This window comes from Nioella sp. (genome assembly GCF_964229645.1).
Classification (GTDB): domain Bacteria; phylum Pseudomonadota; class Alphaproteobacteria; order Rhodobacterales; family Rhodobacteraceae; genus Nioella.
This window is the reverse complement of the sequence record NZ_CAXREX010000216.1, coordinates 1-21,954: the sequence shown is the minus strand read 5'-3', so window position 1 is coordinate 21,954 and position 21,954 is coordinate 1. Positions and strand designations below refer to the sequence as shown.

Annotated in this window: 27 protein-coding genes and 1 pseudogene; 13 read left to right on the top strand and 15 right to left on the bottom strand. The window is 65.2% G+C overall.

The features are described from left to right. Positions 1-420, top strand: a pseudogene (locus tag ACEQXV_RS14565) (hypothetical protein); the annotation flags it as partial. Here ACEQXV_RS14565 and ACEQXV_RS14560 read toward each other — a convergent pair. Next, a complete protein-coding gene (locus tag ACEQXV_RS14560; RefSeq protein ID WP_370250923.1) occupies positions 417-1,091 on the bottom strand; it encodes an META domain-containing protein in 675 nt (224 codons plus the stop codon). The pseudogene ACEQXV_RS14565 and the gene ACEQXV_RS14560 overlap by 4 nt on opposite strands. A gap of 159 nt (positions 1,092-1,250) precedes the next feature. Between ACEQXV_RS14560 and pheT the strand changes: the two genes are divergently transcribed. Together pheT and ACEQXV_RS14550 are read left to right on the top strand one after the other, a co-directional pair. Further along, positions 1,251-3,671, top strand: a complete 2,421-nt coding sequence (gene pheT / locus ACEQXV_RS14555) for a phenylalanine--tRNA ligase subunit beta (RefSeq protein ID WP_370269784.1) — start codon at positions 1,251-1,253, stop codon at positions 3,669-3,671. A gap of 99 nt (positions 3,672-3,770) precedes the next feature. After that, the gene (locus tag ACEQXV_RS14550; RefSeq protein WP_370269783.1) at positions 3,771-4,223 is read left to right on the top strand and encodes a YtoQ family protein; all 453 of its coding nucleotides are present in this window, start codon (positions 3,771-3,773) and stop codon (positions 4,221-4,223) included. Here ACEQXV_RS14550 and ACEQXV_RS14545 read toward each other — a convergent pair. After that, the gene (locus tag ACEQXV_RS14545) at positions 4,187-5,626 is read right to left on the bottom strand and encodes a PLP-dependent aminotransferase family protein (protein WP_370269782.1); all 1,440 of its coding nucleotides are present in this window, start codon (positions 5,624-5,626) and stop codon (positions 4,187-4,189) included. The two genes, ACEQXV_RS14550 and ACEQXV_RS14545, sit on opposite strands and share 37 nt — an antisense overlap. Positions 5,627-5,706: 80 nt before the next feature. Between ACEQXV_RS14545 and ACEQXV_RS14540 the strand changes: the two genes are divergently transcribed. Further along, positions 5,707-6,354 (top strand): pyridoxamine 5'-phosphate oxidase family protein, encoded by a 648-nt coding sequence (locus ACEQXV_RS14540; protein ID WP_370254935.1) that lies wholly within the window; start codon positions 5,707-5,709, stop codon positions 6,352-6,354. On the opposite strand, the gene ACEQXV_RS14535 is transcribed toward ACEQXV_RS14540, so the two are convergent. Beyond that, positions 6,355-7,053 (bottom strand): glutathione S-transferase family protein, encoded by a 699-nt coding sequence (locus tag ACEQXV_RS14535; RefSeq protein WP_370269781.1) that lies wholly within the window; start codon positions 7,051-7,053, stop codon positions 6,355-6,357. 119 nt (positions 7,054-7,172) lie between these two features. On the opposite strand from ACEQXV_RS14535, the gene mscL reads away from it, so the two are divergent. After that, the gene (gene mscL / locus ACEQXV_RS14530) at positions 7,173-7,616 is read left to right on the top strand and encodes a large conductance mechanosensitive channel protein MscL (RefSeq protein WP_370254933.1); all 444 of its coding nucleotides are present in this window, start codon (positions 7,173-7,175) and stop codon (positions 7,614-7,616) included. Here the strand turns inward: mscL and ACEQXV_RS14525 are convergent. Together ACEQXV_RS14525 and ACEQXV_RS14520 are read right to left on the bottom strand one after the other, a co-directional pair. Beyond that, a complete protein-coding gene (locus tag ACEQXV_RS14525) occupies positions 7,613-7,945 on the bottom strand; it encodes an AzlD domain-containing protein (RefSeq protein ID WP_370269780.1) in 333 nt (110 codons plus the stop codon). The genes mscL and ACEQXV_RS14525 overlap by 4 nt on opposite strands. Further along, positions 7,942-8,637, bottom strand: coding sequence for an AzlC family ABC transporter permease (locus ACEQXV_RS14520; protein WP_370269779.1), 696 nt, complete (start codon positions 8,635-8,637; stop codon positions 7,942-7,944). The genes ACEQXV_RS14525 and ACEQXV_RS14520 overlap by 4 nt, the downstream gene beginning before the upstream one ends. Positions 8,638-8,745: 108 nt before the next feature. On the opposite strand from ACEQXV_RS14520, the gene mobA reads away from it, so the two are divergent. Further along, on the top strand, positions 8,746-9,351 hold the full coding sequence (mobA, locus tag ACEQXV_RS14515; RefSeq protein ID WP_370269778.1) for a molybdenum cofactor guanylyltransferase MobA: 606 nt from the start codon (positions 8,746-8,748) through the stop codon (positions 9,349-9,351). Continuing rightward, positions 9,348-10,196 (top strand): molybdopterin guanine dinucleotide synthesis, encoded by an 849-nt coding sequence (locus tag ACEQXV_RS14510; protein ID WP_370269777.1) that lies wholly within the window; start codon positions 9,348-9,350, stop codon positions 10,194-10,196. Before mobA ends, ACEQXV_RS14510 begins: the two co-directional genes overlap by 4 nt. Here ACEQXV_RS14510 and ACEQXV_RS14505 read toward each other — a convergent pair. From ACEQXV_RS14505 to argH, 4 genes are all read right to left on the bottom strand, one after another. Then, complete coding sequence (locus tag ACEQXV_RS14505; RefSeq protein ID WP_370269776.1) at positions 10,193-11,218, bottom strand: hypothetical protein; 1,026 nt, start codon at positions 11,216-11,218, stop codon at positions 10,193-10,195. The genes ACEQXV_RS14510 and ACEQXV_RS14505 overlap by 4 nt on opposite strands. A 36-nt stretch (positions 11,219-11,254) precedes the next feature. After that, positions 11,255-11,725 (bottom strand): transcription elongation factor GreA, encoded by a 471-nt coding sequence (greA, locus tag ACEQXV_RS14500; protein ID WP_370254925.1) that lies wholly within the window; start codon positions 11,723-11,725, stop codon positions 11,255-11,257. 117 nt (positions 11,726-11,842) lie between these two features. After that, positions 11,843-11,992 carry an argininosuccinate lyase gene (locus ACEQXV_RS14495; protein WP_370269775.1) on the bottom strand — a complete coding sequence of 50 codons (150 nt, stop codon included), beginning with the start codon at positions 11,990-11,992 and terminating at the stop codon, positions 11,843-11,845. Next, positions 11,989-13,380: an argininosuccinate lyase gene (gene argH / locus ACEQXV_RS14490; RefSeq protein WP_370269774.1), complete on the bottom strand. Its 1,392-nt coding sequence runs from the start codon at positions 13,378-13,380 to the stop codon at positions 11,989-11,991. Before argH ends, ACEQXV_RS14495 begins: the two co-directional genes overlap by 4 nt. A 28-nt stretch (positions 13,381-13,408) precedes the next feature. Between argH and ACEQXV_RS14485 the strand changes: the two genes are divergently transcribed. Continuing rightward, positions 13,409-13,969, top strand: a complete 561-nt coding sequence (locus ACEQXV_RS14485; protein ID WP_370269773.1) for a TlpA family protein disulfide reductase — start codon at positions 13,409-13,411, stop codon at positions 13,967-13,969. 19 nt (positions 13,970-13,988) lie between these two features. Here the strand turns inward: ACEQXV_RS14485 and ACEQXV_RS14480 are convergent, their stop codons facing one another. Beyond that, the gene (locus ACEQXV_RS14480) at positions 13,989-14,570 is read right to left on the bottom strand and encodes a DNA-3-methyladenine glycosylase I (protein ID WP_370254919.1); all 582 of its coding nucleotides are present in this window, start codon (positions 14,568-14,570) and stop codon (positions 13,989-13,991) included. Positions 14,571-14,680: 110 nt separating this feature from the next. Between ACEQXV_RS14480 and ACEQXV_RS14475 the strand changes: the two genes are divergently transcribed. From ACEQXV_RS14475 to phbB, 3 genes are all read left to right on the top strand, one after another. Beyond that, positions 14,681-15,514: an EAL domain-containing protein gene (locus ACEQXV_RS14475; protein WP_370269772.1), complete on the top strand. Its 834-nt coding sequence runs from the start codon at positions 14,681-14,683 to the stop codon at positions 15,512-15,514. A 169-nt stretch (positions 15,515-15,683) separates the two neighbouring features. Next, the gene (locus ACEQXV_RS14470) at positions 15,684-16,859 is read left to right on the top strand and encodes an acetyl-CoA C-acetyltransferase (RefSeq protein WP_370254918.1); all 1,176 of its coding nucleotides are present in this window, start codon (positions 15,684-15,686) and stop codon (positions 16,857-16,859) included. Between the two features lie 169 nt (positions 16,860-17,028). Continuing rightward, entirely contained in the window at positions 17,029-17,754 is a 726-nt protein-coding gene (gene phbB / locus ACEQXV_RS14465) for an acetoacetyl-CoA reductase (protein WP_370254916.1), read from the top strand. Here the strand turns inward: phbB and ACEQXV_RS14460 are convergent. Then, positions 17,751-17,927 (bottom strand): hypothetical protein, encoded by a 177-nt coding sequence (locus ACEQXV_RS14460; protein WP_370254914.1) that lies wholly within the window; start codon positions 17,925-17,927, stop codon positions 17,751-17,753. The two genes, phbB and ACEQXV_RS14460, sit on opposite strands and share 4 nt — an antisense overlap. A gap of 108 nt (positions 17,928-18,035) precedes the next feature. On the opposite strand from ACEQXV_RS14460, the gene gcvA reads away from it, so the two are divergent. Next, positions 18,036-18,983 (top strand): transcriptional regulator GcvA, encoded by a 948-nt coding sequence (gcvA, locus tag ACEQXV_RS14455; protein ID WP_370254913.1) that lies wholly within the window; start codon positions 18,036-18,038, stop codon positions 18,981-18,983. A 27-nt stretch (positions 18,984-19,010) separates the two neighbouring features. On the opposite strand, the gene ACEQXV_RS14450 is transcribed toward gcvA, so the two are convergent. From ACEQXV_RS14450 to ACEQXV_RS14440, 3 genes are all read right to left on the bottom strand, one after another. Further along, positions 19,011-19,175 carry a YdcH family protein gene (locus ACEQXV_RS14450; RefSeq protein WP_370254912.1) on the bottom strand — a complete coding sequence of 55 codons (165 nt, stop codon included), beginning with the start codon at positions 19,173-19,175 and terminating at the stop codon, positions 19,011-19,013. 110 nt (positions 19,176-19,285) lie between these two features. After that, entirely contained in the window at positions 19,286-20,041 is a 756-nt protein-coding gene (locus ACEQXV_RS14445; RefSeq protein ID WP_370254909.1) for a tRNA1(Val) (adenine(37)-N6)-methyltransferase, read from the bottom strand. Further along, positions 20,042-20,260: a DUF2007 domain-containing protein gene (locus ACEQXV_RS14440; RefSeq protein WP_370254908.1), complete on the bottom strand. Its 219-nt coding sequence runs from the start codon at positions 20,258-20,260 to the stop codon at positions 20,042-20,044. It lies immediately after the preceding gene. Positions 20,261-20,316: 56 nt separating this feature from the next. On the opposite strand from ACEQXV_RS14440, the gene ACEQXV_RS14435 reads away from it, so the two are divergent. Next, positions 20,317-21,318, top strand: a complete 1,002-nt coding sequence (locus ACEQXV_RS14435) for a polyprenyl synthetase family protein (protein ID WP_370269771.1) — start codon at positions 20,317-20,319, stop codon at positions 21,316-21,318. An 18-nt stretch (positions 21,319-21,336) separates the two neighbouring features. On the opposite strand, the gene ACEQXV_RS14430 is transcribed toward ACEQXV_RS14435, so the two are convergent. Next, on the bottom strand, positions 21,337-21,954 hold a 618-nt coding region (locus ACEQXV_RS14430), incomplete at its 5' end, for a 4-(cytidine 5'-diphospho)-2-C-methyl-D-erythritol kinase (RefSeq protein ID WP_370269770.1).

Sequence of the window (21,954 nt, the reverse complement as noted above, 5' to 3'; positions counted from 1 at the left end):
GGGCGCGAAGACGGGCTGGCGCTGGATATCCGGCTGACCGACGCAGGCCGCGCGCATCCTTTCCTTGCGGGGCGAGACGATGGCTACGCGGTGCCTTGCGTCCATCGCGACGAGGTGCAGCGACTGCCCGAAGGGGCGGTGCTTCTGTCGGGAAACGCGCATTCCCCGGTGCAGGCCTTCGCCTATGAACAGGGGCGCATCCGCTTCTGGGGCGTGCAGTATCACCCCGAGATAACACCTGTCGGCATCGCGGAGATCTTCGAGCGGCTCGGCACGGGAACGGAGGCGGTTCGCGCCGACTACAGGGCGGCTGAAACGGATGCGGGCGCGGCCCGCCGGTTGGGGGCCGCGCCCGGTGATTTCGTGCCCCTGACCCGGTTGACCGAAATCAGGAACTGGCTGACGAGCCTCGCGGGTTAGGGCGCCTCGGCGACCAGCTCGAACTCGGCCAGCTTGTCGCCGTCATCGTCGAGCAGGATCAGCAGCCCGTTGCCCTGCGCCACGAGCGCGGCATTGTCCAGAACGCCCATGAAGGCGCGTTCCAGGTCGGCTACCGGGCCGAAACAGGCCATCAGGGTCATGCCGTATTCGGCGGTGGAGACGATGCCGTCTTCCATCCGAAGCTCTCCGAACATGCCGTTGCACCCGGCATAGGCGTAGAAGGCCCCGTCGATATCGACGTTGAACTGGGTCGCGGCCAGAAGCTCTGCCGCGACCGACAGCGGCGCGCCCGTGTCATCCACGATCTCGGCCAGGCGCCAGGACCCGGCAAAGCTGATCGGGTCGGACGGGGTGTCCAGATCGACCTCGTCCTCCACGGGGATCGGGACGATCGGCAGGACAGGCAGGGGCAGGGGAAGCGGACGGGGATCGGAGATCACGATCGGGGCCGGAGCCCGGGATATGACGGTATCCTGGATGAACCGCTCAGCCATGGCAAAGGCCGACCCATGGGACGGGACGGGCATTGGCTGGGCAAAGCGGATGGGGCCAGGGAAGGTACCTTGCTGGACGATCACCATGTCCGCATGTGCTGCGGGCGCGGCGAGAAGGGCGGCAGCCAGGGCTGCACGAAGGAAATGGGGACGCATGGAATGCTCCTTTCTGCGTTGGTGCGGTCCCCGCACATCACCCGTGTGTCGAATGGCGCTGTCGCACGGTTCAATCTGCGCGGCCGGCCTTCGCCCCGGGTTCCATTCCGCCCGCAACTGCGCTAAGCGCGGGCGGGTAAGACGCAAGGGACGAAAGCGATGAAATTCACCCTCTCCTGGTTGAAGGACCACCTGGACACCACCGCCTCGCTGGACGAGATCTGCGAGGTGCTGAACGACATCGGGCTGGAGGTCGAAGGGGTCGAGGATCGCGCCTCGCGCCTGAAGGAATTTACCATCGCCAAGGTCACCCATGCCGAGAAGCACCCCGAGGCCGACCGGCTGCGCGTGTGCAAGGTCGAGACCGACGAGGGCGAGATGCAGATCATCTGCGGCGCCCCCAATGCGCGGGCAGGGATTACCGTGGTCCTGGCCAAGCCCGGCACCTACGTGCCCGGCATCGACACCACCATCGGCGTGGGCAAGATCCGGGGCATCGAGAGCTACGGCATGATGGCGTCGGAACGCGAGCTGGAGCTTTCCGACGAACATGACGGCATCATCGAACTGCCGTCCGGCGAGGTGGGGGAACGCTTCATCGACTGGCTGGCGGCAAACGACCCGGCCAAGGTCGATCCGGTGATCGAGATCGCCATTACCCCCAACCGCCAGGATGCGCTTGGCGTGCGTGGCGTGGCGCGCGACCTGGCCGCGCGCGGCCTTGGCACGCTGAAGCCGCTGGATGACGCCACCGTGCCGGGCAGCTTCCCCTGCCCGATCGGGGTCAGCATCGACGCCGACACGCTGGACGATTGTCCGCATTTCACCGGTCGCCTGATCAAGGGCGTCAAGAACGGCCCCTCGCCCCAGTGGCTTCAGGACCGTCTGCGCGCCATTGGCTTGCGACCGATCTCGGCCCTGGTCGATGTGACGAACTTCTTCACCTATGACCAGAACCGCCCGCTGCACGTCTTCGACGCCGACAAGGTCAAGGGCAGCCTGCGGGTGCACAAGGCCGAAGGCGGGGAAACGCTGGTTGCGCTCGATGACAAGGAATACACCTTCCAGCCGGGCCAGATCGCCATCTCCGATGAGGAAGCGGTGGAAAGCATCGCGGGCATCATGGGTGGCGACCCGACCGGTTGCACCGAGGAGACCGTGAACGTCTTTCTCGAAAGCGCCTACTGGGACCCGGTGCGCACCGCCTACACGGGCCGCGACCTGAAGATCCATTCCGACGCGCGCTACCGGTTCGAGCGGGGCGTCGACCCCGAATACACCCTGCCGGGTCTGGAAGCGGCGACGAAAATGATCCTCGATCTGTGCGGCGGCGAGGCGTCGGAGGTTGTCGAAGCAGGTGCCGCTCTCAACACCGCGCGCAGCTACAAGCTTGATACCGCGCGGGTCATCAGCCTTGTGGGCATGGAGATTCCGAAAGAGGAACAGGCGCGCATCCTGACCGCGCTTGGCTTCTCGGCCACTGGCTCTGGCGAAGTGCTGGAGGTCTGGGTGCCGTCCTGGCGGCGTGACGTGCAGGGCGAGGCGGACCTGGTTGAGGAGGTCGCGCGCGTGGCCTCGCTGACCAAGCTGGAGCCGCAGCCCATGCGCCGCCCGAAACCGGGCGTGCCTGCCCCGGTTCTGACGCACATGCAGACGCGCGAACGTGCGGCCCGGCGCACGGTGGCCGCGCTCGGCTACAACGAATGCGTGACCTACAGCTTCATCGACAAGGCGTCGGCGGCCCTCTTTGGCGGCGGCACCGATGACGTGATGCTGGAAAACCCGATTTCCAGCGAGATGAGCCACATGCGCCCCGGCCTTCTGCCCGGCCTCTTGCAGGCGGCGGCCCGCAACCAGGCGCGCGGCTTCATGGACCTGGCCCTGTTCGAGGTAGGCCACGCCTTCCAAGGCGGCGAGCCGACCGAGCAGCATTTGCAGGTGTCCGGCCTGCTGGTCGGCCATAACGGCCCACGCAGCCCGCATGGCGGGCGTCGTCCGGTGGATGTCTTCGACGTGAAGGCCGATGCCGAGGCGGTGCTGGCCGCCATGGGGGCTCCTGCCAAGGTGCAGATCCTGCGCGACGGCGATGCCTGGTGGCATCCGGGCCGACACGGGCGCATCTGCCTTGGCCCCAAGAAGATGCTGGGCATCTTCGGCGAACTGCACCCCAAGGTGCTGGCAGAGATGGACGTGAAAGGCCCGGCGATGGCCTTCACCCTCTTCCCCGAGGAAATCCCGATGCCGCGCAGCCAGGGGGCGAGCCGAGGGGCGCTCGACATGGCCGACCTGCAGACGGTGGAACGCGACTTTGCCTTCGTGGTGGACGCGGGCGTCGAGGCAGTAAACCTTGCCAATGCCGCCGCTGGCGCTGACAAGAAACTGATCGAGGATGTGCGCATCTTCGACGAGTTTGCCGGCGAAAAGGCCGAGGCGCAGATGGGCGCAGGCAAGAAATCGGTGGCCCTGACCGTGCGCTTGCAGCCGCGCGACAAGACACTGACCGAGGAAGAGATCGAGGCCGTCGGCGCGAAGATCGTCGAGAAGGTCACGAAGGCCACGGGCGGTGTCCTGAGGGGTTGATCGGTTTCGCCGCGCAAGGCGCGTCGATCCGCGGGGGGATCCTCCCCCCGCACCCCCCTGGGATACTTGTGGAACAATGAAGCGGGAGGGAGCAGCGACATGCTGAAGGTTTACCTGTCTGGCGAGATTCACACCGATTGGCGTGAACGGATCGTGACCGGCGCCGAGGGGCTGCAGGTATCATTCTCGGCGCCTGTCACCGATCATGACGCCAGCGACGACTGCGGCGTGGCGATCCTGGGCGCGGAAGACAGCAAGTTCTGGCACGATCACAAGGGCGCCAAGGTGAACGCGATCCGCACGCGGCGCGGGATCGAGCAGGCCGACGTGGTCGTGGTGCGCTTCGGCGAGAAATACAAGCAGTGGAACGCGGCCTTCGATGCCGGCTATGCGGCCGCGCTCGGCAAGTCGATCATCGTGCTGTCGATGCCCGAGCATCAGCACGCGCTGAAAGAGGTCCACGCCGCAGCGCTGGCCGTGGCGGAGGAGCCGGAACAGGTGGTTGAGATCCTGCGCTACGTTCTGACCGAGGCCTTGCCGGGTTCCGCCTGAGCGAAGAGGCGCGCAAGCGTCGCCGCGCCTTCGGCCAGCCGGTCGGGCGGGAAGGCGGCAAATCCCAGCACCAGCCCCTGAGGCCCGTCCCCGTCCGGCCAATAGGCCGACAGGGCCCGCAGGCCAAGCCCATGCGCACGGGCACGCGCCGCGATATCGGTGTCCGGTCGGTTGCCCCAGTCCGGGCCGGGGTGGCAGACAACATGCATTCCGGCCGGATCGTCGGGCAGGGTCACGCGGCCGGGCAGCAGCCGCAGGATCGCCGCGCGCAGCGCGGCCCTGCGATCCGCGTAGGTCCGGCGCATCCGGCGCAGGTGGATCGCGAACTCGCCGCTTTCCATGAAACTGGCCAGCGCCGGTTGCGGCACCAGCGAGGCGCGGGGGCCGGTGCGTGCCATGGCGGCGCGGACCCTGTCCAGAAGCGGCTGCGGCACGACCATGTAGCCAAGCCGCAGCGTAGGCGAGAACAGCTTGGAAAAGCTGCCGACGTAGATTGTCTGCGCAGGGCCGAGCGCGGCCAGCGCAGGCCGGGGCGTGCCGGTGTAGCGAAACTCGCTGTCGTAGTCGTCCTCGATGATCCACGTCCCCTGCCGCCGCGCCCAGTCCAGCAGCGCGAGCCTGCGGGCCAGTGGCATGGTCACCCCGAGAGGATAGTGCCGAGAGGGCGACACCACGGCACCGCGCGCCAGCGCCTCGGTGGGCAGGATCGCACCGCCGTTGTCTACCGGCAGGGGCTGGTGCCTCAACCCTGCGGTCATCGCCGCGTGGCGCATCGGCGCGTAGCCCGGGGTTTCGATCAGCACCGTTTCCCCCGGTGCGAAGAGGGCACGGAACAGCGTTTCGAAGGTCTCCACCGACCCGGAGGTCACGATCACCTGCCCGGCCGAACAATCCAGCCCGCGCCACGCGCCCAGGTGGCTGGCGATGGCGGCGCGCAGGCGCGGCCAGCCGAACGGGTCGGCGTTGCCCAGAAGGCCGGGGTCGGGGCTGCGCCAGGCCCGGTCCAGATGCCTTGCCCATGTTCCGTGCGGGAAAAGCGCCATGTCCGGCAGGCCGGGCTGAAAGACCCGAAGGGCGGAGGGGCCCTCTGCCCGAGGGCCATCCGCCGGGACCTGCACGGGAGGGGACAGGTGCGGAAGGTCGCGCGCCACGAAGGTGCCCGCGCCGCGCCGCGCGGCGAGGTAGCCCTCGGCGATCAACTGGTCGAGTGCGGTCAGCGTGGTCTGGCGCGAGACCGACAGTTCCGCCGCAAGGTCCCGGCTGGCAGGCAGGCGTTCGCCCGGACGGGCGGTGCCGTCGAGGATCAGGGCGCGCAGGGCCTCGGTCAGTTGTGCGTGCAGGGGCGCGGTGCTGGACCGGTCGAGGCTGAGGGCCAGCAGGGCGGCCTGTAAATTGGTCTGCATATAATTCCCGAAATTGGATATTTCTTACAGACTAATCGCATGGAAAACCGTCGGCAACACGCTGGAAAAGGAACCCTGCCATGACCCTTGCCATCACCGACCGCAGCCGCCTGCGCCGCCTGCACGAGCGGGGCCATTTCGACCGCCCGACCATCGACTCGATCCTCGATGCGCAGCCGCAATGCTGCGTGGGCTACGTCATCGACGGCAGGCCCTATGTCACGCCCACCCTGCAATGGCGAGAGGGCGATCACGTCTACTGGCACGGCTCCAGCGCCAGCCGCGCCATCCGCGCCAGCAAGGGGGCCGAGGTCTGCCTGACGGTGTCGATCCTTGACGGCTTCGTCATGGCGCGGTCGGGGATGCACCATTCGGTCAATGCGCGTTCGGTCATGCTGTTCGGGCGCGCCTTCGTGGTGCCCGATGACCAGAAAGAGGCGCGCCTGTCGGCCTTCATCGACGGGCTCTGGCCGGGCCGCGCGGCGCATCTGCGCCCGAACCAGCCGCAGGAACTGAAGGCCACGACCGTGCTGGGAATGGAGATTACCGAAGGCGCGGCCAAGATCCGCACAGGCGGGCCGCAGGATGATGAGGAGGACTACGCCCTGCCGATCTGGGCGGGTGTGATCCCGGTGGAAACCCGCGTCGGGCCGCTGCAGCCCGACCCGCTGAACCTGCCCGGGGTCGATGCCCCGGCGCATCTGACGGATTTCCGCTGGAAGGCGTGATCAGTCGCGGGGCGGGGTGACCAGCCCCCTTTGCACCGCGGGCCGCGCCAGGAAACGATCGAGATAGGCGATGCAATTGGGGTGGTCCCACCACCCCACGGCCTCGCGCGCGTCGATCAGGCACAGCATCCGTAGCCACGGTGCGGTGGCGATGTCGGCCATGGAATAACTTCCACAGAGCCAGTCCTGCCCGTCGAGGCGGGTCTCGATCACCGATAACAGCCGCCGGGTTTCCGCAATATACCGATCCTTGGCGCGGCGGTCCTGGATCGACGCGCCCTCGCCCCGGTAGAAAAAGCCCAGTTGCCCGAACATCGGGCCGATGCCGGCCATCTGGAACATCAGCCATTGCAGCACCTCGAGCCGCTCGGCGGTGCCGTTACCCATCAGGCGCCCGGTCTTTTCCGCCAGGTAGATCAGGATCGCCCCGCTTTCGAACAGGCCCAGGGGCGCACCGTTCGGCCCGTTCGGGTCGATGATCGCGGGGATCTTGCCATTGGGGTTGAGGGACAGGAAGGCGGGGCTTTTCACGTCTTCCGGCTTCAGCGTGACCTTGTGGGCCTCGTAGCGCAGGCCAAGCTCTTCGAGAGCGATGGAAATCTTGACGCCGTTGGGCGTGGGGAAGGCATAGAGCTGGATCGCCTCGGGGTCCGTGGCAGGCCAGCGGCGGGTGATCGGGAAGGCGGAAAGGTCGGTCATGGTCATTCCGCGGGCTGAGGGGGGCTGTCACTTTTGAGGAGACAATCAACCAAAGAGTGTGGAAGATATTCTCGCCCCGGGGCCATGCCTCGGCAACAGGACATAAGGAAACAGGTGAGATGCTCAAAGAGTTCAAGGATTTCATTGCGCGCGGCAACGTCATGGACATGGCCGTGGGGATTATCGTCGGCGCGGCCTTCACGGCGATCGTCAAATCACTGGTCGATGACCTGATCCAGCCCTTCATCGGGCTTTTCACGGGGGGCATCGATTTCTCGAACCTCTTCTACACGATGGGCGGCGGGGACTACGCGACGCTCGATGCCGCACGAGAGGCAGGGGCCGCGACCTTCGCCTACGGCTCGTTCATCATGGCCATCATCAACTTCCTGATCATCGCCTTCGTGGTTTTCATGCTGGTGCGCACGCTCAACAAGGTCAAAGAGGCCGCGATGGCCAAGGAAGAGGCCGAGGCCGCGCCCGAGCCGCAGCCCGATCCGGGCCCGAGCGAGCTGGATATCCTGATCGAGATCCGGGATTCGTTGAAGGCGCGCGCGGGCTAGAGCCCGAAGGCCTGAAGCGCGAAGAGCGCACCGAGCCCCGTTGCGATGGTGGCAATAGCGTTCTTAGTCCAATAGCCCACGGCCAGGGCAAGACAGGCGGCGGTCAGGCGGGTGGGATCCGTTTGGCCGCCGGTTGCATTCGGCCACAACACCATCGGCGTGATCAGCGCGGGCAGGATCGCCACGGCGGTGTAGCGAAGGTGGCGCAACACCCATTCCGGGAGGTCGCGGTTGCCCAGGAGGCCGAGGAAGGAAAACCGGACCAGGAAGGTGCCCACGCCGAGAGCGGCGATGATCCCCCAGATGGCGGTGCTGCTCCATCCGGTCATTTCGCCATCCTCCGCTCGACTTCCGCGCCGACGATCATTCCACCCGCGCCTGCCAGCAGGATCCAAAGGTTGTTCGGTACCCATTGCAGGCTGATGGCGAGGATGATCGCGGCGAGGGCGGCGGCGACATGGGCCGGTGTTCGCAGGGCGGGCGCGAAGAAGGACATGAAGGCGATCGGCACGGCGAAGTCGATCGACAGTTCGGCCGGAATCGCCGCCCCCAGGACCGCCCCGGCCCAGGAGGCGATATACCAGGGCACGCAGATCACCGTGGCGGTGCCCATGTAGTAGCCCACCTTTTCCGGCAGGCTCAGATCGGGCCGGGCCTCGTAGCGCAGATGGGACAGGGCATAGGTGCCGTCGACGTTGAAATAGGCGATCAGCACGCGTTGCCAGCCCGGGGCTGCCCCCAGATGCGGCGCGAGAGAGGCGGCATACATCGCCATGCGCAGGTTCACGGCCAGTGCCGAGGCCAGGACGATGACAGTCGGGGCCTGCTCCTGCATCAGTTGCAGCGCGGTGAATTGGGCCGCGCCTGCGATGACGACCACGGAAAAGCCCATGACCTGCGCGATGTTCAGCCCTGCCTCGGTCGCGACCACGCCGAAGAGCATGCCAAAGGGCGCCACGACCAGAAGGAAGGGCAGGGCGTCGCGAATGCCGCGCAGGTAAGAGGAGGTGGAGCTTGCCATGAAGCCGCCTTACGATAAGCCTTAACCCGGCCTTAGACGGCAATCGGAGCGGATGCAAATGACGGATCGTGATGGGCGACATTCACCTCGCGTGATGAGGGTGTCAGCGTGAAGGCCCCGCTTGGGGTCATTTTGGCCGGGGGGCAGGCGCGCCGCATGGGCGGGGGCGACAAGGGGCGCCTCGTCCTTGGGGGACGGACGCTCTTTGACCGGGTGATCGAGCGCTTTACACCGCAGGTCGGGACCCTTGCGATCAACGCAAATGGCGATCCCGCACGCCTTGCCGATCTGGGCCTTCCGGTTCTGGCCGATGGTGTGGCGGGCTTTCCCGGACCGCTTGCGGGCGTGCTGGCAGGGCTGGATTGGGCCGAGGGCCAGGGTGCGACGCATATCGTGACGGTTGCTGCGGACACGCCCTTTCTGCCCGAAGACCTGGTTCCGAGGCTTCTCCTGGCTTCGGAGGGGGGCGCATCGGTCGTGTTGGCCTGCACGAGGGAAGGCGCGCGCAGGGTCCGCCACCCCACGGTCGGCCTGTGGTCGGTCGCTCTGCGCGATGACCTTCGGGCCGTGCTGGCAGGTGGGCTGCGCAAGGTGGGGCAATTCGCCGATGATCACGGGGCCGCGCTGGCGGAGTTTTCTGCCGGTCCGATTGATCCCTTTCTCAACATCAATACGCGAGAGGACCTGGCCCGCGCCGAGGCACTGCTTGCGTGACTGTGCGGTTCGACACGGTTCTCATGGTCGACTGGTCCGGGGGAAACGACAGGGGGGCGAAGCCCAAGAAGGATGCGATCTGGGCCGCCCTGGTGCGCGAGGGAAGGGCCGGGGAACCGATCTATCTGCGTAATCGCCAGGTGGCCGAAGCCTGGCTTCGTGACGTGCTGAAGGAAGAGCAAGGGGCGGGCCGCAGGGTGCTGGCTGGCTTTGACTTTCCCTTCGGTTACCCGGCAGGGGTGGCCGAGCGGATCACGGGGCGGCCAGACCCTTTCGCTTTGTGGGATTGGCTGGAAGCCCGGATCGAGGACAGTCCGAAAGCAAACAATCGCTGGCAACTGGCGGCCGAGATGAACGCGCGCTTTCCCGGCACTGGCCCGTTCTGGGGCAATGGCGGCAAGACGGACGTGCCAGGATTGCCGCGCCGGGGGCGAGAGCGGGAGGGGCACGGCGCGCCGGAGCTGCGCGAGGTCGAGCGGATCGCCAAGGCCACGTTCAGCGTCTGGCAACTGGCCGGGGCAGGGGCCGTGGGGTCCCAGGTCTTGATGGGCCTGCCGGTGCTGAACCGTCTGCGTCGGCGCTTCGAGGCCAGTGTCTGGCCTTTCGACCCCCCGCGGGGCAGCGTGATCATGGCCGAGATCTGGCCGTCTTTCCTGGCCCCGGAGGTGCGCGCCCAGTGTGCAAGGACGAAGGAGATTCGCGATGCCGTCCAGGTGCGATTGATGGCCCGTGCTTTCGCCCGCTTACCCGAGCCGCATCTTGCCCGGATGCTGGCCACACGGTCCCCAGAGGAGGGATGGATCCTGGGTCTTGGCTTCGAAGAGCAGCTAAGGGCCGCGCTTTAATCGAACGTGCCGGTCACCCGGCCAAGCAGCATGAAGGCCCGGGCGGTGCGCGTTTCGGACATCATCGCAATCTCGGCATCGGTGGCGTTCTGCTCGAATTCTTCCAGCGTCCGGTCGAACTGGCGCAGGAAGTGGTGCACCGCATCGCGGAAGACCGGGTCCTGCTTCATGCGGCCCGAGGACAGGGCGAGCGACGAGCGGTCGCGAATGCCGCCAAGTGCGGCAACGGCCTTGCCCCGATCGCCCTGCGCGAACTTGCGCCAAATTTCCGGTCTTGCGCGGTCAGGACGCAGGTCGTCCATGTAGATCCCGTCCTGGCTGAGCAGGGTCAGTACGTCCTGGCTGGCCCGGATGAGCTTCTTGGTGGACGGGTCCTTGAGCGCGCGACGCAGGGTGCGGAACCCTTCCTTGTCGTGCTCGTTTTCCGGGAAGTTCAGGGCCTTGATGAAGTCACTGATCGAAATCGGATCGTCGAGCGCCTCGGCGGGCGTCCCGAGCCCGAGCGAGGCTTGCGGCGCGTCGGCCTCCTGCTGCGGGTGCACGATGGCGGCGCGATCCTCATCCGCCTCGGCGGGGCGGCGCAGGCTGGTGAAGGTGGGGGTGGTTTCGGCGGGGCGCTGTGCTTCGGCCAACTCGGTGAGCTTGGCGATGACGGCGGGCTTCATCTCGACCGCATGGCGTTGCTGCTGCGCGATATAGGCTGCGCGCATCGCGTCGATCGCACTTTGCAGGCGCGCGGATTCCTCGCGCATGATGCGGGCTGTCTTGGCCGCCGATGCGGCGACCCAGATCAGGGCGATCGGCATGAAGATCGCCAGCATCAACATGGTGATTTCCAAAGGAGAGCCTCCCAGGCCCGCAGCCGACGACAGGTCGGTGCCGAAGAAGAACCAGAGAACCCCGGCAAGCCACAGCACCGACAAGAGGATTGCAATGACCTCGACGGTGGTGATCCGCGGGGTCACACGCTCCTGCGAGTAAATGCCCAGTTCCAGCGAGGTCGGGTGCTTGTCGTCTGCCATAACCACCAAGTTCCGCGTTCCGGCAGAACAATCATACTAGATATAGGAGACCTTTACGATCTCATAATCCTTGCTGCCCCCCGGCGTCTTGACTTCGACACTGTCACCTTCCTCTTTGCCGATCAAGGCACGTGCGAGGGGTGAATTGATGTTGAGCAGGCCTTTCTCGATATTCGCTTCGGCCTCGCCCACGATCTGGTAGGTCTTTTCTTCCTCGGTATCCTCGTCCACCAGTTCGACCGTTGCGCCGAACTTGATCGCGCCGGACAGGGACTTGGGGTCGATGACCTGCGCCAGGCTGATCAGGCCCTCCAGCTCCTTGATGCGGCCTTCGATGAAAGACTGCTTTTCACGGGCGGAGTGGTACTCGGCATTTTCCGACAGGTCCCCATGCTCGCGCGCCTCGGCAATCGCCTTGATGATGGCCGGGCGGTCGACGGTCTTGAGCGACTTCAGTTCCGCGTCGAGGGCTGCATAGCCCGAAGGGGTCATGGGAATCTTGTCCATCGGAATAACGTTTCGTGTCCCTGTTGATACTAGCGCTTCGAAGCCTGAACGATATGGGGCCTCCGCCCGCAGTTCAACGGGGAAAGCCCGAAATGTCGAGCAGCTTCTTCTATCGGGTCAATTGCCCCCCACGACCCCGATTTCCACGGTGCCGCTGACCGTCAGGCCCTGGGCCGGACGGGGCTGGGGATGGGTGGGTTCTCCGTCGACGCCGCAGGCGGCCAACAGGGTTGTCAGGGCCAGGGCGGGGATCAGGCGGCGGGTCATGCGAGGGTATCCTTCCAGCGGGCAATCTGGGCGCGCACCTGGGCGGGCGCCGTGCCACCATAGGACATTCTGGAAGCAACGGAATTGTGCACGCCCAGAACGTCGAACACATCGGCGGTGATCTGCGCATGCACGCTTTGCATGTCGGCAAGACTGAGGTCGGGCAGGTCGCACCCCTTGTCCTCGGCCAGCTTCACGAGCGATCCGGTCACGTGGTGGGCATCGCGGAACGGCATGTCGAGCACGCGCACCAGCCAGTCGGCCAGGTCGGTCGCCGTCGAGAAGCCCGAGCCTGCCGCAGCCTCCAGATTGGCGACGTTCGCGGTCATGTCGCGCACCATGCCCTCCATCGCGGCAAGGGCCAGCGCCAGGTTGTCGGCGGCGTCGAAGACCTGTTCCTTGTCTTCCTGCATGTCCTTGGAATAGGCCAGCGGCAGGCCCTTCATCACGGTCAGCAGCGCCACGTTGGCCCCGAGGATGCGCCCGATCTTGGCGCGGATCAGCTCGGCGGCGTCGGGGTTCTTCTTCTGCGGCATGATCGAGGACCCGGTGGAGAAGCGGTCCGACAGGGTCACGAAGCGGAACTGGGCCGAGGACCAGATCACCAGCTCTTCCGCCATGCGGGAAAGGTGCATGGCGCAGATCGTGGCGGAAGACAGATACTCCAACGCGAAATCGCGGTCGCTGACGGCGTCGAGTGAGTTTGCCGAAGGCCGGTCAAAGCCAAGCGCCTCTGCGGTAGCATGCCGGTCGATGGGAAAGGAAGTGCCCGCCAGCGCCGCCGCGCCGAGGGGGCATTCGTTCATGCGCTTGCGGGCGTCCTCGAAGCGCGAGCGGTCCCGCGCGAACATCTCGACATAGGCCATCATGTGATGGCCCCAGGTGACGGGCTGCGCCGTTTGCAGGTGGGTGAAGCCCGGCATGACCCAATCGGCCCCGGCCTCGGCCTGCGCCAGCAGGGCCTGCATCAAGGCCGTCAGACCGGACATGGCGGCATCCATCTGGTCGCGGACCCAGAGTTTGAAGTCGGTCGCCACTTGGTCGTTCCGGCTGCGCGCCGTGTGCAGGCGGCCAGCAGGTTCGCCCACGATCTCTTTCAGCCGCGATTCCACGTTCATGTGGATGTCTTCCAGGGCCGTGGAAAACTGGAACGTGTCAGCCTCGATCTCTGACAAGACCGTGAGCAGCCCTTCCCGGATGGCTTTCGCATCACTATCAGTCAGGATACCCTGAGCCGCCAGCATGGCCGCATGAGCGCGAGATCCGTCAATGTCCTGCTTCGCCAATCGCTTGTCGAACCCGATCGAGGCATTGATCGCCTCCATGATCGCGTCAGGTCCAGCGGCGAAACGGCCGCCCCACATTGCGTTCGAGCTCTTGTTCGACATGGTTCTGAGAACCCCCGGAGGTAAGTGAATGTTCCGTCATCTACGACTCGCCCCGCTCTACATGGCCTTGTGCCTCGGTGCAAATGCCGTGGTGGCCGACGGGCTGGAAGACCTGCTGAACGGCGACATGCGCGCGATGGTGCTGCATGAGGAACCGCAGGAGGTTCCGACGGTCTCCTTCACCGACATGGACGGGGAAGAGCTGACGCTGGCGGCCTTCGCGGGGCGTTATGTGCTGCTGAACTTCTGGGCCACCTGGTGTGCCCCCTGCCGCGAGGAGATGCCTTCGCTCGACAGGCTCCAGCGCGCCCTTGGCGGAGAGGCGTTCGCCGTGGTGACCGTCGCTTCGGGCCGCAATCCTCCCCCCGCGATCCGGCGCTTTTTCGAAGAGGAAGGGGTGACGGATCTGCCCGTCTACCTGGACCCGCGCCAGGCGATGGCGCGGCAGATGGGGGTGTTCGGGCTGCCGACGACGGTTCTGATTGACCCAGAGGGGCGTGAAATTGGACGCCTGCGAGGAGATGCGGATTGGGCCGGGGCAGAGGCCCTGGCGCTGATTGCGGCGCTCATCGGGGGCGAGGACGGGTAGAACGCGTCGAGGTGCTGCCTCAGTCCTTCGGGGCCAGGGAAGCCACCCGGGCGTGGCACGGGCACCCGACAAGGTGGTCGTTTACCATACCGACAGCCTGCATGAACGCATAGACGATCGTTGGCCCGCAGAACTTGAACCCGGCCTTCTTGAGATCCTTCGAGAGCCGTTCGGAAATCTGTGTCGATGCGGGCACCTGGTTCATCGCCGTCCAGTGGTTTTGCAGTGGCGCGCCTGCAACGTAGCTCCAGAGGAAATCCGAAAATCCCTGCTCGGCCTCTATCCGCTGCCAGGCGCGGGCGTTTGTGATCGTTGCTTCGATCTTGCCGCGATGGCGCACTATGCCCGGGTCCTGCAGCAGGCGCTCGACCTCGCTTGTGCCCCAGGTCGCGATGATATCCGGGTCAAATCCGGCGAAGGCTTTGCGGAAGGCCTCCCGTTTTCGCAGGATGGTAATCCAGGCCAGCCCGGCCTGAAACCCGTCGAGCACGAGTTTCTCGAACAGCGCCCGGCTGTCCCATTCCGGCACGCCCCATTCCTTGTCATGGTAGGCGAGGTATTGCGGGTCTGTTCCTGGCCAGGTGCAGCGTCCGTCCGGCATCATTTCCCCCAATCGATTTCAATTGCGACAAATTAGAACAAAAAGAGAAAATTCACCACTGATTAACGCCTGATCCCGCAAGGTCGCCCGGACCAGAGAAGGAGGCTGCCATGCGGGGGCGCAAGCGCGCGAATCTTGTGGATGCGGGCCAGGAAAGCCCGCTCGACTTTGCGGTTCAGACCCGGGACAGGGGCACGATGCAGATGGTGCGCGAAGCCCTGGATCGCGGGGATGCCGTGCTGGCCTATCAGCCCATCGTTCAGGCTTCGAACCCCACCAAGATCGCCTTCTACGAGGGGTTGATCCGCATCCTGGATGAAACCGGGCGCGTGATCCCCGCCAGAGATTTCATGGGTGCGGTCGAAAGCCAGGAACTCGGGCGCGAGATCGACTGTGCGGCCTTGCGCGCGGGGCTGCGGGCCCTGCGGCAGACCCCGGACCTGCGCCTGTCGATCAACATGTCCGCCCGATCCATCGGATACCCGAAGTGGAAACAAACCCTCAACCGCTGGCTGAACGGTGACCCCAAGCTGGCAGAGCGCCTGATTCTCGAGATCACCGAAAGCTCGGCCATGCAGATGCCGGAACTGGTGACCACCTTCATGGGGGATTTGCAGGATAAGGGAATCACCTTTGCACTGGATGATTTCGGCGCAGGGCACACCGCCTTTCGCTATCTCAAGGAATTCTACTTCGACATCGTCAAGATCGACGGGCAGTTCGTGCGCAACGTGCAGCAGGACCCCAACAACCAGGTCCTGATGGAGGCACTGATCTCGATTGCCGGTCATTTCGACATGTTCACCGTTGCCGAAACCGTTGAAAACGGGGCCGAGGCGGCCTGGCTGGCGCAGGCGGGCATTGATTGTCTGCAAGGCTATTTCTTCGGCGCGCCCAGTCTGACCCCGCCCTGGATAAAGGGGGCCGCACGTCATGCAGGCTGAATCATGCTGCGGTGCAATCGACGGTTGATCTGCACCGCAGCATGAGACACCGTGTCAGTTGTTCTGTATACGCGGGCACACTATGACCCTGCGTAACCGCAACCTTTCCGTCGCGCCGAGTCGGGCCTGCCCGTCCGGATGACTCGAAGAAATCGAAAAGGGATCTGACATGACCAATGTCGTCATTGCCTCTGCTGCACGCACCGCCGTCGGGAGCTTTCTCGGCTCTTACGCCAACACCCCCGCGCATGAGCTGGGCGCTACCGTCCTGAACGCCCTGGTGGAGCGCGCCGGTGTCGACAAGGCCGACGTGTCCGAAACCATCCTCGGCCAGGTGCTGACCGCCGGTCAGGGCCAGAACCCCGCCCGCCAGGCCCATATCGCCGCTGGCTTCCCGCAGGAAAGCGCGGCCTGGGGCATCAACCAGGTTTGCGGCTCGGGCCTGCGCGCCGTCGCGCTGGCCGCGCAGCACATCATGCTGGGCGATGCCTCGATCGTCGCCGCCGGTGGCCAGGAAAACATGTCGCTCTCGCCCCACTGCGCCGCCCTTCGCCAAGGCCAGAAGATGGGTGACATGAAATACATCGACACCATGATCAAGGACGGCCTGTGGGACGCGTTCAACGGCTACCACATGGGCCAGACCGCCGAGAACGTTGCCGAGCAGTGGCAGATCAGCCGCGAGATGCAGGACGAATTCGCCGTTGCCTCGCAAAACAAGGCCGAGGCCGCCCAGAAAGCTGGCAAGTTCGCGGACGAGATCACCCCGGTGACCATCAAGACCCGCAAGGGCGACATCATTGTCGACAGCGATGAATACATTCGTCACGGCGCCACCATGGAAGCCATGCAGAAACTGCGCCCGGCCTTCACCAAGGATGGCTCGGTGACCGCAGCCAACGCATCGGGCCTCAATGACGGTGCCGCCGGTGCCCTGCTGATGTCGGCTGATGAGGCCGAGAAGCGCGGTATCGAGCCCCTGGCCCGCATCGCGTCCTACGCCACGGCCGGGCTCGACCCGCGCATCATGGGCGTGGGCCCGATCTACGCATCGCGCAAGGCGCTCGCCAAGGCAGGCTGGAAGGTCGAGGACCTTGACCTCGTCGAAGCCAACGAAGCCTTCGCCGCGCAGGCCTGTGCCGTGAACAAGGACATGGGCTGGGATCCGGCGATCGTGAACGTGAACGGCGGCGCCATCGCCATCGGTCACCCGATCGGTGCGTCGGGTGCCCGCGTGCTCAACACGCTGCTCTTCGAAATGCAGCGCCGTGGTGCCAAGAAGGGCCTTGCAACCCTCTGCATCGGTGGCGGCATGGGCGTGGCGCTCTGCGTCGAGCGTCCCTGATCGCGCGCGCCCCGGACGAGAAAAGAGACATAACAGGGCGCCCGGTGAGGCGCCCTTTTCCTTCAGGGACCTTCGCAGCTGCGGCAAAACATCCGCGAAACAATATTGCGCAAACTGCAGCAAGTGAATAACAGAGTTACCAACCGGACACACCAGATTGGAGAAGATCATGGCAAGAGTTGCACTTGTTACCGGCGGCACCCGCGGCATCGGGGAAGCCATTTCCAAGGCGCTGAAGGCCGAAGGCTACGAAGTCGCCGCCACCTATGCCGGCAATGACGAGAAGGCCGCCGCCTTCACCGCCGAAACCGGCATCAAGACCTACAAGTGGGACGTGGCCGATTACGACTCGTCCGCCGAAGGCATCGCCAAGGTCGAAGCTGACCTCGGCCCTGTCGACGTGGTCGTGGCCAACGCGGGCATCACCTGGGACGGCTTCTTCCACAAGATGACGCCCGAGCAGTGGAACAAGGTCGTCGCCACCAACCTGACCGGCGTGTTCAACACCGTGCGCCCCGTTTGGCCGGGCATGCGCGACCGTGGCTTTGGCCGCGTGATCGTGATTTCGTCGATCAATGGCCAGAAGGGCCAGGCCGGCCAGGTCAACTACGCCGCCACCAAGGCCGGCGACCTCGGCATCGTCAAGTCGCTGGCCCAGGAAGGCGCAGCCAAGGGCATCACCGCAAACGCGATCTGCCCCGGCTATATTGGCACCGAAATGGTCCGCGCGATCCCCGAGAAGGTTCTGAACGAACGCATCATTCCGCAGATCCCGGCTGGTCGTCTTGGCGAGCCCGAGGAGATCGCACGCTGCGTGGTGTTCCTGGCCTCTGACGATGCCGGTTTCATCAACGGCTCGACCATCTCCGCCAACGGCGCGCAGTTCTTCGTCTAAGCAGCACAGCCTTGCAGATCGGACCCTCGCCCTTCGGGGCGGGGGTCTTTTTGTGCCTGCATGCGACCGAACGGGTTCAGCAAGGCGATCAGATGGCGAAACGCGGCGGCGCGTTCGATATGGGCTTTGTCAATGCCGCGGCGAATATGCGCTTGGGTGGTAGCTTCATGCATGGGGGCGTCCTTTGAAGAGAATAATTGATCTGATGCCAAGATGATCTCTAACAATAATAAGAACAAACGAGACTTTACGCGCTTTCAGAAAAGAAATACTTAACTGAAATGTCTGATCGCCTACCTCCGCTTACCGCTATGCGCGCCTTCGATGCAGCCGCGCGCCACCTGAGTTTTGCCAAGGCCGCAGAGGAGTTGAACGTGACCCCTGCGGCGCTCAGTTTCCAGATCAAGTCCCTGGAAGAGCATCTGGGCGCCCTGCTTTTTCGCCGCCTGAACCGGGCTGTCGAGTTGACAGAGGCCGGACGCGTGCTGGCGCCCGGAGCCGAGGAGGGCTTTGCCACCCTTCGGGCGGCGTGGCGGTCCGCCCGACGGCTGACCGATACGGCCAGCCTGACCATCACGGCCGGGCCGGCCTTTACGGCAAAGTGGCTGGCACCGAGGATTTTCGCCTTCGCACAGGCTCATCCCGATATCGAGCTCCGCTTTTCGGCGACTCTACGGCTTCTGGATTTTGACAGGGACAATGTGGATGCGGCCATTCGCTTTGGGCTGGCCGGGGGAGACGAGGGGTTGTTTTCCGAACCGCTGATCCGGGAATGGATGACACCCATGATGCATCCCGATCTTGCACAACGCTACCGGACGCCCGAGGCCCTGCTGACCGCCCCCTTGCTGCACCAGGACGATATCCGGTTCCTCAATCCGCCGCTCGACTGGTCCGCCTGGTTCCGCGCGGCGGGTCTTCCCGCGCCGGGCGGAGGCGGCGCAAGATTTTCGCAGGCCGATCATGCTATTGACGCTGCAGCGGCAGGGGCTGGTGTGGTTCTCGGGCGGATCTCGCTGGCTCAAAAGGACCTGGCCGAGGGGCGGCTTGTCGCGCCCTTCGCGCTGGCCCTGACAACAGAAGCGCATTACCGCTTCGTGTGTTCAAAAGGGATGGAGGAACGCCCGCAGATCAAGGCGCTCCGGCAATGGATTTCAGAGCAAGTAAAAGACCTAGAGCCCTACCGTGAGGGTAGGCAATTCCTAGCGGCGGGCGAGGCTGCGCGTTGATCGCAGCCTCTTGTTTCCCGGATCGGATCAGGCGTCGAGGCGCGCGATCTCTTCCTTCAGGCGCAGTTTCTGCTTCTTCAGTTCCTGGATGTCGAAATCAGTCGTCCCGGGGCTGCGTTGGATTTCTTCTACCTTTCGCGAGAGGGTCTCGTGTTTCTTCTTGAGTTCCTGAAGATGAGCACCAACCGACATGCAATGTCCTCCTCTCTGATGTGTGACGTTCCGATGACAAGGAGAGCACGGTTTCCGAGTCGTGTCACGCAAAGCCTGCGCAGCATTGTCGGAATGTCGCGAAAGGCCGCTTATTCGTCCCAGGGCAAGGCGGCACCGTCACGCAGGATGGCGCTTGCTCGGGGCGCGTAGCTGTCCCCGTCGTCCGTATGCGAAAGGCCCTCGTGCATCACAAGGGGGGGCAGCAAAACGAACGGGCTTCGCCCGCCCTTGCGGGCCCGGATCAGCACGCGGCCTGCATGGCGGCCATCCCGGCCCGCGATCGGGCGCAGGGCGATGGATCCGAGCCGGGGGTGGAGTGCGGCCATGATCTCGGGCAGGCGTTCGGCCAGCTGGATCATTGTCAGCCAGCCCTTGGGGGCAAGGCGTCGTGCGGCCACATCAACCCAGGTCTCCAGCGGTGTTTCCGTGCGCAGCGCCGCTTCGCGGCCCGGATTACTTGCGGCGGTTCCACCGCCAAGGGGGTAGTAGGGCGGATTGGCGATCACATGGTGATACGTTTGTTGGCGCATCGAAGCAGGAAGATCGGCAAGGTCGGCGGTCTCGATCCCGGCCTGTGCGCCCAGGTTGCGCCGGGCCAGGTCAGCGTAGTCTTCCTGCCGCTCCACACCAGCCAGGGAAAGCCCCGGCACGCGCGCGGACAGGCACAAGAGCGCCACGCCCGCCCCGCAGCCAAGTTCCAGCACCGACTGCCCGGGCGTTGCTTCTGTCGCTGCGGCCAGCAAAACGGGGTCGGTCGCCGCCCTGTAGCCCGCGCGGGGCTGCCAGGCATGCACCCGGCCACCCAGAAAGGCATCATGGGTCAGTTGGTCGTCGTCCCAGGCCATTCAGGGCCGCCCGAGCGGGATCTCGTTATCACGCATCACGCGCTCGGCGGCGATCAGGTCCTCGTCGCGGACCATGAGGCGGCGGGGGAAAATCCCGATGGAGCCTTCCAGAACGCTCATATGGACGTCCAACTCGAACACCTCTATATCCTCGCCCGACAACAGTGCCGTGGCGAAGGCGATGACGGTCGGATCGGTGCTGCGTAACAGTTCTTTCATGGTATGGGCAGATAGGCCCACGACGCCCGCTTGTCGAGAGAAGGATACCCGCCCGCATGAGTCTTGCTGACGCCGCGACCAAGCCCCATGACCGCCTGCGCGATTACCTTGCCGATGACATGGAGGCGGTCAACACGCTGATCCGCACGCGCATGGCGTCCGAACATGCGCCCCGGATTCCCGAGGTAACGGCACATCTGGTCGAGGCGGGCGGCAAGCGCATCCGCCCCCTGATGACCCTGGCAGCGGCACGGCTTTGCGGCTACGCGGGCACCGATCACCAGAAGCTCGCGGCAACGGTCGAGTTCATTCACACCGCCACGCTTCTGCACGACGATGTTGTCGACGAAAGCCAGCAGCGGCGCGGCAGGCCCACGGCGAACCTCCTGTGGGACAACAAGTCTTCCGTGCTGGTGGGTGACTACCTGTTTTCCCGGTCCTTCCAGTTGATGGTGGAGTGCGGATCGCTGCGTATCCTGGACATCCTGTCCAACGCGTCGGCCACCATTGCCGAAGGCGAAGTGCTGCAACTGACAGCCGCGCAGGACCTTCGCACCGACGCCGCGATCTACACGCAAGTGATCCGGGGCAAGACCGCCGCCCTGTTCGAGGCGGCCACCGAAGTGGGCGGCGTGGTGGCTGGAGCGCCCGAGCCGCAGGTCGAGGCGCTTGCGCGCTACGGTGATGCGCTCGGCATGAGTTTCCAGGTCGTTGATGACTTGCTGGACTACGGCGGTGCCGCCGGGGCCATGGGCAAGAACACGGGCGATGATTTCCGAGAGCGCAAGCTGACCCTGCCGGTCATCAAGGCCGTCGCCAGGGCCGATGACGAGGAGCGCGCCTTCTGGGTGCGCACCATCGAAAAGGGGCGTCAAGAAGAAGGCGATCTCGACACGGCGATGGCGCTGCTGCGCAAGCACGGCGCGTTGGAAGACACCCGCGCCGAGGCATTGCGCTACCGTGACGAGGCGAAGGCGGCGCTTGGCGTGCTGCCGGACCATCCGCTGCGCGACATGCTGGCCGATCTCGCCGATTTCGTGGTGGAACGCGTCAGCTAGGGCGCGGGGTTCGGGGCCTCACCCCAGGATTTCACTGGCTTCTACCCACCAGTCAGGGCGCGTTGCCGCGATGGTTTGCGCGGCCTTGTCTGCGGCGTGCCGGTTTTCGTAGAGGCCAAAGCAGGTGGCGCCCGATCCGCTCATCCTGGCCAGCGCTGCACCGGTTCCCGCAAGTGCCGACAAGGCGTCTCCAACTGCCGGGGCCAAGCCGATCGCGGCAGGTTCGAGATCGTTTCTCTGGCGGGCGAGCCAGCCGACAAAGCCTTCGAAGCCAGCCCAGGTCGGGGTCTCCATCGCCGGATTGTCCTTGCGGGGCAGGGCCTTGAAGACCGGTCCGGTCGGCACGGGCACGCGCGGGTTGACCAGAACCACGTGAAGCGTGGGCAGGGTGGGCAGCGGGGTCAGGTCCTCGCCGATCCCCCGCATCCGCTGCGGGGCAGTCGACAGGCAAACGGGCACATCCGCCCCAAGGGAAAGACAGGCGTCGGGGCCGGGCAGGGGACGGTTCCACAGACGGGCCAGGCCGCGCAGGGTTGCCGCAGCATCCGCAGACCCTCCCCCGATTCCGGCCGCGTGCGGCAGGTGCTTGTCCAGCGTGATCCGTGCCCCAAGGTCCTGCCCGAAGAGGGCAGCCGC